This is a genomic window from Streptomyces sp. NPDC058239 (genome assembly GCF_042882185.1).
GTDB lineage: Bacteria > Actinomycetota > Actinomycetes > Streptomycetales > Streptomycetaceae > Streptomyces.
In genome coordinates this window covers 22,273-34,715 of sequence record NZ_JBHVWS010000016.1, presented here as the reverse complement: position 1 = coordinate 34,715, position 12,443 = coordinate 22,273, and the positions used below count along the sequence as shown (strand labels likewise).

The window sequence follows — 12,443 nt, the reverse complement described above, 5'->3', positions numbered from 1 at the left end:
CCCCACGGATCTCCCGGAGAGGAGATGGTCACGCATGAGCTGGTACGTGGTCCGACGGCTGGCGATCTCCTTCGTCGTCCTGCTGGGTATCTCCGCGATGGTGTTCGTCCTGCTGCACGTGGTCTCGGACGACCCGGGCCGCGTGGTCCTGGGACAGCGCGCATCCCCCCAGGCCGTGGCCGACTTCAACCGGGAGCACGGGTTCGACCGGCCGCTCGTCGTGCAGTACCTCAGCTATCTGGGCCAGCTCGCCCACGGCGACCTGGGCAGGTCCTACAAGCTCAACGAGAACGTGGGGGCGGTACTGCAGCAGAACGCCGGCCGCAGCGCGATGCTGTCGCTCGCCGGCCTGGTCCTCGCGCTGCTGATCGCCGTCCCGCTCGGCATCCTCCAGGCGGTCCGCCGCAACAGTCTCCTCGACCGCGCCACCACGGCGGTCTCCTATGTGCTCTACGCGACTCCGTCCTTCCTGCTGGGCCTGATCCTGATCGCCGTGTTCAGCCAGTCGCTGCCGTTCTTCCCTGCCGAGGCATCCCAGTCGCACTCCTCGTGGGTGGTCCTCACCGATCCCCGCGCCATGGCCCTGCCCGTCATCACGCTCGCCATCACCAGCGTCGCGATCTTCTCCCAGTACCAGCGCTCGTCGGCTCTCGACCAGCTCGGCCAGGACTACATCCGGGTCGCCCGGGCCAAAGGGCTCCCGGAGCGGAGCATCCTGACGCGCCACCTGCTGCGCAACGCCTGTCTGCCGCTGATCACGCTGGTCGGCACGCTCATCCCCAGCCTCCTGGCAGGCAACCTGATCGTCGAGTCGCTCTTCAACTACCCCGGCCTCGGCCTGCTGTTCCTCAACAGCCTGCAGCACGAGGACTACCCGGTGCTCCTCGCCTACACCCTGATCGGCGGCGTCCTCACCGTGGCCGGCAACTTCGTCGCCGACATCGTGGTCGCCGCCGCCGACAGCCGAATCGAGTTGAACAAATGACCTCACGACACACGGACACAGCGGGGGCCCTGGAGGCGGGCACCACAGCGCCGTCAGCAGCCGACCCGGTCGAACTGACCGACGTGCGCAAGCGGTTCACTCTGAGACCGGTGCTGCGCGCATTGCGGCACCACCCGCTGGGCCTCGCCGGCGGGCTGCTTCTGATACTCGTCGTCGGGTTCTGTTTCCTCGGCCCCCTGCTCCACCAGACCAACCAGACCGACGTGGATCTGGTGAACGCGGCTCTGCCGCCCAGCACCGAGCATCCGCTCGGGACGGACCTCAACGGGTTCGACGTGCTCGGCCGCCTCATGGCGGGCGGCAGGGTGTCCTTGCAGATCGGGCTGCTCGCCGCGCTGTTCGCCACCACGATCGGTACGGTCTACGGCGCCGTCGCCGGACTCGCCGGCGGGGTCGTCGACGGGTTCCTGATGCGGGTGGTCGACACCCTGCTGTCGGTCCCCTTCCTCTTCTTCGTCCTGATCCTCTCGGTGCGCTTCCACGCGAACGCCGTGTCGCTGAGCCTGGTCATCGGCGGGTTCTCCTGGCTGGTCTCCGCCCGGCTCGTCCGCGGCGAGGTCCTGACCCTGCGGGTACGGGAGTTCGTGCTGGCGGCCCGGGTGATGGGGGCCTCCCGCCCACGGCTCATCCTCACCCACCTGATTCCGAACGCGCTCGGCGTGATCGTCGTCGTCATCACCTTCCAGGTAGCCGACGCGATCCTCGTCGTCGCCGCTCTGGGCTTCCTGGGCTTCGGCCTGACATACCCGACCGCGGACTGGGGCAGCCAGCTTGCCAACGGCGCGACGTTCATCTCCGCCGACTACTGGTGGCTGGTGTATCCCGTCGGCATCTGCGTCATCGTCACGGTGCTGGGGCTCAACCTGCTGGCGGACGCGCTCCGCGACGCGGTCGGTCACCGGGCCGGCTGAGGCCGCTCGCCACAACCGTTACCTCTTCACCCTCTTCCACCACACCTCGCAGGGAGCCATCCATGACACATGTGCCCGGCAAGGCGCGAGGACGCCGCTTCGCGGTGCTCTTTGCCGTGCTCGCCGTACTGGCCACGGCGTGCACCGGCGGCGGCCTGGCCAAGGATCTGCAGGGCGGTTACAAGACCCTGCCGAAGGAGTCCGGGAAGCCCACGGACGGCGGCACGGCCACGGTCGCGCTGACTCCAGGGCTCAGCCCCAACTACATCTATCCGTATCCGCCGGCGTCCGCCAACGGCACCGTCATCGCCCGGGGGCTCCTGTGGCGCTCCCTCTACCGCCCCAGTGGTGAGGGCGACCAGATCGCGGACGCCGCACTGAGCCTGGCCGAGGCGCCCCACTACAGCAGCGACCGCAAGACCGTGAGCATCAAGATGAAGCACTACACATGGTCCAACGGTAGGCCGGTCACCGCCGACGACGTCGTCTTCTCCCTGGCCCTGCTGAAGGCCGCGCTCAAGGAGAGCCCGGCCAACTGGAGCTTCTACACCCCGGGGCAGTTTCCCGACGGCATCACCGCGAAGGTCACCGCGTCGGACGAGCTCACCCTCAGGTCCACGACCGCGTACAACCCGTCCTACCTGATGTCGATGCTGACCCTGCTGTACGTGATGCCCGCCAAGGAGTGGAACATCGCCCGCACCTCAGGGCCGCACCTGGACTACACGCAGCCGAAGAACGCCAAGGCCATCTACACCTATCTCACCAAGCAGTCGGAGTCCCAGGCCACATTCGCCGACAACCCGCTCTGGCAGGTGGTCAACGGCCCGTACCGTCTCAAGAGCTTCGACCCCACGACCGGCTCGTTCTCCCTGGTCCCCAACACGTCCTACAGCGGCCCGGGCGGCTCACGGCTCGACCGGGTCGACTTCAAGTCGTTCACCTCCGCCCCGGCGGTCCTCAACCAGTTCAAGGCCGGCAACCTGACCGTCGGAACGCTGGACTCCAGCTTCATCATGCAGATCGACGCGCTGAAGAAGAAGGGCTACCACGTCTACGGCGCCCCGGCGCCCGCCCGGTTCGACCCGCTGGTCCTGAACTTCGAGGACACCACCCACCACTTCGACAAGATGATCGCGCAGCCGTACTTCCGCCAAGCCCTGCAACACCTGATCGACCAGCAGGGCTACATCAGAAGCCGGGGCGTGTACAACGGTGCCGCCTCCCCCAACTACACCACCGCGGGCAGCGACTCCCCATACCCGCCCGCGTTCGGTGCCAAGGCGCCCTACCCGTACGACCCGGCCGCCGCCAGGAACCTGCTCGCCGACCACGGCTGGAAGGTCGAGCCGGGCGGCGCCACCACCTGCCGACGCCCGGGCACCGGGGCCGGCGAGTGCGGGGCGGGCATCCCGCGCGGGCAGACGATCGACTTCTCCCTCGCCTCCGCGAACACCCCGGCGTACGTCGGCGCCCGGGACACCGCCTTCGCATCGGAGGCCAAGAAGCTGGGCCTCAAGGTCACGCTCGTGAGCAAGTCGCTCAACTACCTGTACACCAACTACGGCAACTCCTTCGCGCCCGCCAACAAGAACAAGTGGGCGGCACAGGACTACGGACCGCTGTACCTGGCGGCCGGATACCCGAGCAGCAACACCGTGTTCAACGCGGAAGGCAGCTTCAATCTCGGCGGGTACCGCGACGCCGAGGCGGACAAGCTTATCGACGCGTCGACGTTCGGAGCGGATTCCAAGGCCCTGTCGGCCGAGGTGACCCACCTCGGCAAGGACCTGCCGGTGCTCTACTTCCCGACTCCGCACACCCTTGTCGTGTGGAAGAACAGCCTCTCCGGGCCGCCGTCGTCGTTCAGCTCACTGCTCAGCTTCCTGTACACGCCGGAACTCTGGTACTTCCACAACTGAATGCCGCGCGCGGGAAGGTGGTGAGCCGTCATGGATACGTTCCACGACATGTCTGCGGGCATGGCTGCGCTGCGCCAACTGATCGGCGGAGCACGGGTGGTGGCGCTCGGCGAGGGCGCGCACAACATCACGGAGTTCTACGGGCTCAGGGACCTGCTGTTCCGGTTCCTGGTCCGGGAGTGCGGGTTCACCGGGCTGGTCCTGGAGTCCGGTTTCGCCGAGGGGCTGGCCGTCGACGAGTGGATCGACGGCGGGCCGGGACGGGTCGAGACCGTCGCCCGGGACGGCGTCACCTACCGCTTCGGCGAATGCGAGCCGATGCGGAGGCAACTGCGCTGGATGCGTCGGCGCAACTCCGGCGGGTCGGCGAAGGTCGCCTTCTACGGAATGGACCTGCCCGGCTCGTCCACCTCCCCCGGCCCGGCGGTCCGTGCCTGCCTCGACCGGCTGCCCGCACGCCCGGGCGACGAGGAGTTGCTGCGGCTGAGCGATCTGGGCGACCGGTCGCAGGCGGCGGTCCGTTACGCGGCGATGTCCTCCTCGGACCGTGCCCGGCTGCTCGAAGGCCTTCGCGGACTGGACGAGCGCGCACTCCGCTCCCGCCGGCACAGCGGCCCGGACGACGAGGACGCCGAGATCGCCCTGTGGTGCGCGGCCTCGCTCGGAGCCTTCGTCGCCGAGGCCGACGAGGACGGGACCTCCTCGGAGGGTCCCTATCCGCGGGAGGCGTTCATGGCGCGCAGCGTGGAGTGGATCCTGCGCCGGGAGCGGCGCATCGTGGTGAGCGCCCACAACGCACACGTGCGCCGTACACCGCTGCACGGTCGGCCGACCCTGGGCGGTCTGCTCTCCTCCGAGCTGGGAGCGGACCTCGTCGTCATCGGGATGACGTACGGCTCCGGGCCCGAAGTCACCTTCACCCAGCGGTCGTCGCGTCCGTTCGACTGCGACGTCACGCTCGGGACGCGGACCCTGACGCCGAACTCCGTCGAATCGCGGCTCGACCGTCTCGGCCCGGAGGTGGCCCTCCTCGATCCGCGCCGCGCGCCCGCCGGGTTCTTCGACGGCGTCGAGGGGACGCTCGCCGGTGGGCAGCTCGACCCCGTCGACGACTTCCCGGCCGCCTACGACGCACTGCTCCACGTCCGGCAGGTGAACCGGATCCCCGGGGCGTTCGAGCGGCTGCGCGCCGAGTTCGTCGCGGCCGCGCGAGCGGGCTTCGAGGCGGCCCCGGATACAGATGCACCAGCAGATCAGTCCATGCGTCCTGGAGACCTTGCCGGTCTCCAGGACACCGAGGAGTCGGAGTCACAGTGAACAGCAGCCCTCCGCCGTATCCGCCCGCGCGGACCGTCGACGCCTTCGAGGACGTCGCGGGCGTCCGGGTGCCGGACCCGTACCGGTGGCTGGAGCCGGAGACCGACGAGGTACAGCGGTGGCAGCGCCGACAGGCCGAACTCGCCACTGCGATCGCCTACGACGGGCAGGACCCCGCGGCCGTGAGGAAGCTGATCGAGACCTACGATGCCGGGTCCCGCCCGGCACTGCCGAGGTTCGCGGCGGGCCGCTGGTTCCGCGCCGTGAACGCACCCGGTGCGGCGGCGCCCAGCGTGGTCGTCGCCGACCGGCCGTTCGGCGCGGGCCGACCGGTGGTCGACCTGACCGCGTTCGGCGACGGGCAGAACCCCGCGTTCCTGTCGTGGCTCGCGCCGTCGCCGAACGGTCGCGTCCTGGCCGTGGGCGTCTGCACCGACGGCAGCGAGCACAACACGGTCCGGCTCATCGAGGTGGACTCGGGGCGCATACTGGACGGCGCGCCGCGGCAGGTCCTGCACAGCGCGTGGGCCGGTGGCGTGTCGTGGCTGCCCGACAGCAGCGGCTTCTTCTTCCTCGCCCTGACCGGTTCGCCGCATGAGTTCCGGCAGGCCGTGTACCGTCACCTGCTCGCCACACGGGACAGCGCGGGCAGCACCGCGGTGGAACCGATCCCGGTCGGTGAGGGCTCCCAGGAGTACACACTCGTGCAGTTCTCGGCCGACGGCCGCTGGGTCGTCGCAAGTCACCGGGTGGGCAGTCCCGTTCCGGTCGCCGTACGCGATCTGTCCCGGCCCGCCACCCCCTGGCGTCCCTTCGTCACCGACTGCGCCGGGACCGTCGCCGGGCACATCGTCGGCGACCGCTACATCGCGGTGACCGATGTAGCGGCACCACGCGGGCGCGTGGTTGCGCTCCCGCTGGACGCCGCCGACCCCAACGACCCTGCCTCGTGGGCGGAGTTGGTGCCGGAGGGCGAGACGGTGCTGCGGTCCTTGTCTCCGGTCGGTGACCATCTGTACCTCAGTGAGTTCGACCAGACGTGCGCCCGGGTACGGATCCTCGACCGCTCCGGCGCCGTCACCGGGGAGGTTCCGCTGCCCGGGCAGGGGGCGCTCTCCGCACCGTTCTTCGCCCTGACCGGCCTGGCCGCGGGCTCTCCCCCGGACGACTTCGTCTTCGCCTTCTCCACCCCGACCAGCTCCTGGGGCGTCTATCGGCACCGTCCGGGAGAGGCGGACATCGAAACGCTGTCGGCCCCGGCGGTCACCCTCGACGCCGACGTGACGTTCGAGCGGGCCGTCGCACTCGACGGCGTGGAGATCCCTTACCACGTGGTGCGACCGGCGGGCAGCGACCCGACGCAGCCCGCGCCCACGCTGATCTCCGCGTACGGAGCGGCGAACGTGCCTCTGCTGCCGCAGTACCAGCCCGAGATGGCCGCCTTCGTCGCGGCCGGCGGCGTGCTCGTACAGGCGCATCTGCGCGGGGGCGGCGAGTTCGGCCGCGACTGGTACCTGGCCGCGCACCGGGAACGCAAGCACGTGCGCGACCGCGACCTCATCGCCGTCGCCGAGCACCTCGTCGCCACAGGGCTCACCACACCCGAGCGGCTCGCGCTGACCGGTGGCTCCGACGGTGGTCTCATGTGCGGGGTCGCCCTCACGACGCGCCCCGAGCTGTGGTGTGCCGTGCTGCCGATGGCGCCGCTCCTCGACCTCGTCGGGGGCACCCGTGATCCCTATCTGGACTTCGTCATCCGCAAGGCGTGGGCGGATCCGGACGATCCTGCGGAGGTACGGCGGCTGCTGCGGCTCTCGCCCTACCAGTTGGTCGGGCCCGGCGTCTTCCCGGCGGTCTATCTTCAGGCCGGGGCGACCGATCCGCGGTGTCCTCCCTGGCATGCGCGCAAGTTCGCCGCCCGCCTGCAGGCGGCACAGGAAGGGGACGCGCCGATCCTCCTGCACGTCTTCGACAACGCCGGGCATGGCGCGGCGACGTCGTACGAGGTCGCGACCGCACAGGACGCCGAGTGGCTGGCCTTTCTGATCAGGACACTCGGTCTGGGCCGTCAGGAAGCTTCCGGATGAGCGGGCGGGACGGCCTGTCCGCTCCGCCGTCCGGGGCGGACCTGAGCGACATCAGGTGCAGTTGCAGCATGGCCGAGAGGCGTGCGGACGGATCGTTGAGGTCGATCCGGCCGACCTCCGCCGCGCGCCGAAGCCGGTAGCGGAACGTGTTGGGGTGCACGAACATCGAGGCGGCGGCCGTGGCGACATCGCCGAAGGCGTCGAGCCAACTCCGCAGCGTCTCGGCCAGGTTGGTCTCATGGATCTCGTCGTAGGCGATGACGCGTGCGACGACGCCGCTGGGCAGGTCCCCGCGCGGGACGAGGTCGGCGAGCTCCAGCAGCAGTGCCTCGACGTGGACGTCGTCCAGGCGGGCGACCGGCTGCCCGGCGGTTCCCGACCGCAGGACGCGCGAGGCCCGTTCGGCTCCGGTACGCGACCGGGCCAGCGCCGCACTGTCCTCGGCGTACGGCCCTACGCCGATCGCGGGGCGCAGCCGGGAGCCCACGCGGGCCAGGAAATCGGTGGCGATGCGGGCCGCCCGTTCCTCGGCGTCGTGCCGGTTCTGCGGAAGAAGGGGCAGGATGCCGTACGCGATGTCGCCGATCAGCGCCGCGGTGGCGCGCGGGTGCACCGCGGCCAGATGCATGGCGAACGCGTCGGTGAGGCGTTTGCGTTCGGTGGCGGTACGGGCGGGCAGCCGGTGTTCATTCGCCGCGTCGACGACGGTGAGTGCGAGAACGACGGCGGGCTCGTCCTTCAGGCCGAGGCGGCGGATCGCCTCGGGTGATCCAGGGCCGCTCTCCAGTGCGGTGGCCAGCAGCTCCGCGCGCTGCCGCCTTTCCATGTCCGCGTCCGCGCGCTGCCACACCATGTGCATCGCGACCAGCTTGGACGCCTCGTAGAGCGCTTCGCTGCGGTCCTCGCTCAGCGGCTCGGCGACGACCACCCAGATCGCGCCGAGGATCTCGTCCCCGGCGCGCACGGCGATCGCCGCGCGCGGCAGTTCGGGCGGCTGTGTCGTGTCGCCCGACTCGGGGAGAGACGCGACGAAGACGGGGCGGTCGCTGCGGTAGATCGCCTGGAACACCCCGCGTTCCTCAAGGATGCGCGTGTAGTGCTCGGGGACCTGCCGGCCCAGGATCGTCTGGACCCGCGAGGGGTCGATGTCCTCCTGCCGACTGGAGAAAGCCAGCAGGCGCGAGTTGCGGTCCTCGATGGTGACGGGCGCGTCCAGCAGCGCGGCAATCGCGTTGGCGACCGCGAAGAGGTCGCCGGACTCGATCCGGTCGGCCGTGTGACCATCCATGTCATGCCGGCTGCTGTCGGTCGTCAGCGTCCGGAGCATCCCCGCCAGGTGCGTCCAGGAGGCGCCGCGGGCGAAGGAGAGCACGGCCACGCCCGACGCCTCGGCCGAATCGATCAGCGCCTCGTCGGCGGTGAGGGGCGCGCGTACCACCAGGGCGGCGGCGCCGCGCCGCCCCAGGCGGGTGACGACTCGGGCGATGTCGGAGAGGTCGTGCAGGGCTACGCCCAGTACCAGTGCGTTGTCCGGGAGTTCCGGCTCGTCGAGCGGGTCGTGGATGACGACGCCGCCGATGCCGTCGGCGCGTTCTACGTCACCGCAGACCACGTCGAGCAGGGTGGAACCGAGTTCCTCCAGGACACGCGCGAGGCTCGCTCGCGGAAGGCTGGTCACGGGAATGAGCACGGGGCCGAAACTAGCCCGGCCCACCGGCATCGGAGTTGGTCGCGCATGACGTAATGATGCCAGCCCGTTCGTCCACACGGACGAACGGGCCGGCGCGGTGAGGGCCTCAGGGGACGGGCACCCAGGTTGTCGAGTCCGTCACCTCGTCCAGAATCTCCGGGACGGGGGTGACGCCGAGGCCCGGCCCGGTCGGCACGGCGAGATGTCCGTCCACGAGGTGGAACGGTTCGGTGATGTCGGTCCGGTAGTAGCGGTCGGAGGCCGAGGTGTCGCCGGGCAGCACGAACCCGGGCAGTGCGGCAAGCGCCACGTTGGCGGCGCGGCCCAGTCCCGTCTCGAGCATGCCGCCGCACCAGACGGGGACGCCGTGCGCCGCGCAGACGTCGTGGATCCGCCGCGCCTCCAGATAGCCGCCGACGCGGCCCGGCTTGATGTTGACCACGTGGCAGGCGCCGAGCGCGAGCGCGTCGGCGGCGGCGCGGGCGGAGACGATCGACTCGTCGAGGCAGATCGGGGTGGTGATGCGCTTAGCGAGTTCCGCGTGGCCGAGGAGGTCGTCCTCCGCGAGAGGCTGCTCCAGCATCAGGAGGGCGAACGGGTCGAGCCGGGCCAGATGGCGGGCGTCGCCGCGGCGATAGGCGGCGTTGGCGTCCACCTGCAGCAGGATGTCGCCGAACCGTTCGCGGACGGCGCGCACCGGCTCGATGTCCCAGCCGGGTTCGATCTTCAGCTTGATCCGCAGATAGCCGGCGTCCAGATATCCGGCGACGGCGTCGAGGAGCGCGGGGACCGACTCAGTGATCCCCACCGACACCCCGCACGGCACTCTGTCGCGGACCGCGCCGAGGGCGTGTGCGAGGGGCACTCCCCGGGCCCGGAGGTCCGCGTCCAGCACCGCCGTCTCCAGGGCGGCCTTGGCCATGCGGTGCCCCTTGAACGCGGCCAGAGCCGGGGCGACCCGGTGGGCGTCGAGGACGGCCACCCCGGCGAGCGCCGGGACCAGGAAGCGGCTGAGGACGTCCGCGGCGGCGTGCGTGTACTGCGACGAGTACTGAGGAGCGGTGCCCGCGCCGCACTCGCCCCAGCCCTCGGCCTCGTCGGTGACGACGCGCACCAGGAGGGCCTCCCGCACGGTCTCGGTGCCGAACGAGGTGCGGAACGGGGATACGAGGGGTGCCTTGATGGTGCGCAGTTCGACTCCGGTGACCTTCACGCTGTCTCCTGTGGCGCTTCGTTGTGGTGTGTTCCGTGCCGGTGCGTGCCGCCGGCGACCTGCGTCGGGCTTCCGCGGTCCACGACATACCAGCCCGCCGGGTCGAAGCCGCGCACCCGCGCGCCGTCGGCGAGCAGTCCGCCCAGCACGTCCCGTACCGCCGTGCGCCAGCTCACGGCGCACGCCGGGTCGCTCTCGCGCAGTGCCTCGATGTCTTCGGGTACGGCCACCAGTACGGTGCGTGCGTTGCCGCCGGTGCGCCCCACCGACGGCGCGCCCGTGGCGGAGACTCCGAGGGCGACGGTCGCTCCGCGCGACCGGGCGACTTCCGCGTCGGCCGGTCTGGGCCGCCCGGCGCAGACCGACTCGGCGTCCAAGGACGCCAGACGCCACCGCACCAGAATCCGGTCGCTGTCGTCGCTGCGGTTGATCCCGTCGTCGATGGGGCCGTAGAAGTCCGGCAGGTACTCGGCAGGCTCGGCAGCCAGCTTGGCGATGTTGAAGTACGCGTTGCGGCGCACCAAGGGGTCGTACGTCCAGCAGATCTCGCCCACACCCCGCGCCAGCGTCCAGGCCCGCTGGTGCAGTTTCAGGGCGAATCCGACGTTGCGCCGCCGCACGTGGGGCAGCACCCCTGCGATGTGGCTGTGCAGGGCCGCGCGCGCCGGCGGGGAGAAGAACCCGAAGCAGGAGCCGACCAGTTCGCCCCCCACGAAGGCGCCGCTGACGTAACTGCCCGCCTTCGCCAGCGCACGCAGCAGGTCGGCGGTCACCACCGGACTGTTCTCGCCGGTGCGCCAGATCTGCTCGTACAGGCGCCGAACGGCCTCAAGCTCACTGACACTGTCCAGGGAACGGATGTCGATGCCTGCGACGCGCGCGGCGGTCTCAGCCGCGGCGTACGCCGCGGCGACGGGCGGGGATTCGGTGCGGTCGCGCAGGAGATCGGTCACGCAGGTCATGGTTTCAACCCCGGTCTTCGCGCAGCTGGTTCGAGGGCACAGGATGCGGGCTCCCGCTTCGTCCGGGCGGACAGCCGTCCTGCGGTGCCAGGAGGTCGGCCACCAACGCGGTGAGCAGTCGGGTCCGGCGCGGCAGCTCCGCGACGAGCAGATGTTCGTCGTCGGCATGCGCGCCGCCGCCTACCGCTCCCAGGCCGTCGAGGGTGGGGGTGCCGACTCCCGCGGCGAGATTTCCGTCGGAGGCGCCGCCGACGGCCACCTGCGTGAGCGGGCCGAGCCCGAGGTCCGTCGCGAGCCGGCACGCCCGCGCAAAAAGATCCTTCGATGCGGTGGCCTGCAAGGGCAGCCGGTTCGGACCACCTGTGACCTCCACGGATGCGCCGGCCAGCCGGACCCGCAGGTCGCGCATCGCTCGGTCCACACGGTGCTGCTCTGCCGCGTCCCGTATGCGGACGTCGACGTCGAAGCGTGCCGAGGCGGGGACGGTGTTGCTCGTGGTGCCCGCCTCCAGGCGGGTCGGCGTGACAGTCGTACCGTGTGCCGCATCGCCCAGTGCGGCCACGGCCAGGATCTGGTGGGCGGCCTCGATCGTCGCGTTCACGCCACGCTCCGGCTCGAGGCCGGAGTGAGCGGCACGCCCTCGAACCAGCACCTCGTAGCGCGACACCCCTTTGCGTTCCGTCTTCAGGGCCCCACCCGGTCCGGCGGCCTCCAGTACGAGGGCGGCAGCGCAGGAGCGGGCCTCGCCCTCGATGAGCTCCCGGGACGAGGGCGAACCCGGCTCCTCGTCACCGGTGATGAGGAGGGTGACACCGTCCAGCGGATGCGCGGCCCCGGGTCCGGACACACTTGTCCGTGCCCCCGTGCCGATCAGGTCCGCCAAGGCGTGGAACGCCATCACCAGGCCGGCCTTCATGTCGAAGCAACCGGGGCCGCGCAGCACTCCGTCGCGAACCTCGAACGGATGGCTCTTCAACGACCCGACCGGCCACACCGTGTCGTGATGCCCGATGAGCAGCACGCGCGGGGTCCGGCCGAAGCGCCACCGCAAATGCGTGCATCCGTCGATGACTATCCGCTCCGCCTCGGCCCCGAGGTGACCGGCGCCGATCCGGGCCACCAGCTCGGCGCTGCGGGCGACTGCGGCCAGGTCGTCCGAGGGGGACTCGCAGCGCACCAGCCGCTCGACGTCTGCGATCATCGCGGCCGCACGCTCTCGTTCCCGGCTCTCCGGCCGGGCACCGTCCTCCTGCCCAGTGGTTCGATTCACCACGGCGCGGTGTTCTGTCACGGCGGACACCTCCAGTCGACGCATCTGCCCAGCATCGTGAGCTG

General features: G+C 70.6%; 9 protein-coding genes. 5 read left to right on the top strand and 4 right to left on the bottom strand.

All coding sequences use genetic code 11. The features are described 5' to 3' along the window. Positions 1–34 precede the first annotated feature (34 nt). The 5 genes from ACFVYE_RS19095 (at position 35) to ACFVYE_RS19075 (ending at position 7,243) form a co-directional block, all read left to right on the top strand. Positions 35–985, top strand: a complete 951-nt coding sequence (locus tag ACFVYE_RS19095; RefSeq protein WP_383962125.1) for an ABC transporter permease — start codon at positions 35–37, stop codon at positions 983–985. Then, on the top strand, positions 982–1,917 hold the full coding sequence (locus ACFVYE_RS19090) for an ABC transporter permease (protein WP_389606504.1): 936 nt from the start codon (positions 982–984) through the stop codon (positions 1,915–1,917). Before ACFVYE_RS19095 ends, ACFVYE_RS19090 begins: the two co-directional genes overlap by 4 nt. Positions 1,918–1,979: 62 nt before the next feature. After that, positions 1,980–3,839: an ABC transporter substrate-binding protein gene (locus tag ACFVYE_RS19085; RefSeq protein WP_389606502.1), complete on the top strand. Its 1,860-nt coding sequence runs from the start codon at positions 1,980–1,982 to the stop codon at positions 3,837–3,839. Positions 3,840–3,869: 30 nt separating this feature from the next. After that, positions 3,870–5,156, top strand: a complete 1,287-nt coding sequence (locus ACFVYE_RS19080; RefSeq protein WP_383962135.1) for an erythromycin esterase family protein — start codon at positions 3,870–3,872, stop codon at positions 5,154–5,156. Then, positions 5,153–7,243, top strand: a complete 2,091-nt coding sequence (locus tag ACFVYE_RS19075) for a prolyl oligopeptidase family serine peptidase (protein WP_383962139.1) — start codon at positions 5,153–5,155, stop codon at positions 7,241–7,243. Before ACFVYE_RS19080 ends, ACFVYE_RS19075 begins: the two co-directional genes overlap by 4 nt. Here the strand turns inward: ACFVYE_RS19075 and ACFVYE_RS19070 are convergent. The 4 genes from ACFVYE_RS19070 to ACFVYE_RS19055 all read right to left on the bottom strand — a co-directional run bounded on the left by ACFVYE_RS19070 (position 7,203) and on the right by ACFVYE_RS19055 (position 12,309). Continuing rightward, positions 7,203–8,921: a PucR family transcriptional regulator gene (locus ACFVYE_RS19070; RefSeq protein ID WP_389606499.1), complete on the bottom strand. Its 1,719-nt coding sequence runs from the start codon at positions 8,919–8,921 to the stop codon at positions 7,203–7,205. The genes ACFVYE_RS19075 and ACFVYE_RS19070 overlap by 41 nt on opposite strands. A 118-nt stretch (positions 8,922–9,039) precedes the next feature. Then, positions 9,040–10,146, bottom strand: coding sequence for an o-succinylbenzoate synthase (gene menC / locus ACFVYE_RS19065; RefSeq protein ID WP_383962145.1), 1,107 nt, complete (start codon positions 10,144–10,146; stop codon positions 9,040–9,042). Further along, on the bottom strand, positions 10,143–11,099 hold the full coding sequence (locus ACFVYE_RS19060) for a GNAT family N-acetyltransferase (RefSeq protein WP_383962147.1): 957 nt from the start codon (positions 11,097–11,099) through the stop codon (positions 10,143–10,145). The genes menC and ACFVYE_RS19060 overlap by 4 nt, the downstream gene beginning before the upstream one ends. A gap of 13 nt (positions 11,100–11,112) precedes the next feature. Then, positions 11,113–12,309: a M20 family metallopeptidase gene (locus ACFVYE_RS19055; RefSeq protein ID WP_383962187.1), complete on the bottom strand. Its 1,197-nt coding sequence runs from the start codon at positions 12,307–12,309 to the stop codon at positions 11,113–11,115. Positions 12,310–12,443: the final 134 nt, after the last annotated feature.

Excerpts from the sequence above, each read along its gene's own strand:
- ACFVYE_RS19080 (WP_383962135.1), top strand. The coding sequence starts at position 3,870 with ATGGATACGTTCCACGACATGTCTGCGGGCATGGCTGCGCTGCGCCAA.
- ACFVYE_RS19090 (WP_389606504.1), top strand. The coding sequence starts at position 982 with ATGACCTCACGACACACGGACACAGCGGGGGCCCTGGAGGCGGGCACC.
- ACFVYE_RS19085 (WP_389606502.1), top strand. The coding sequence starts at position 1,980 with ATGACACATGTGCCCGGCAAGGCGCGAGGACGCCGCTTCGCGGTGCTC.
- ACFVYE_RS19055 (WP_383962187.1), bottom strand. The coding sequence starts at position 12,309 with ATGATCGCAGACGTCGAGCGGCTGGTGCGCTGCGAGTCCCCCTCGGAC.
- ACFVYE_RS19095 (WP_383962125.1), top strand. The coding sequence starts at position 35 with ATGAGCTGGTACGTGGTCCGACGGCTGGCGATCTCCTTCGTCGTCCTG.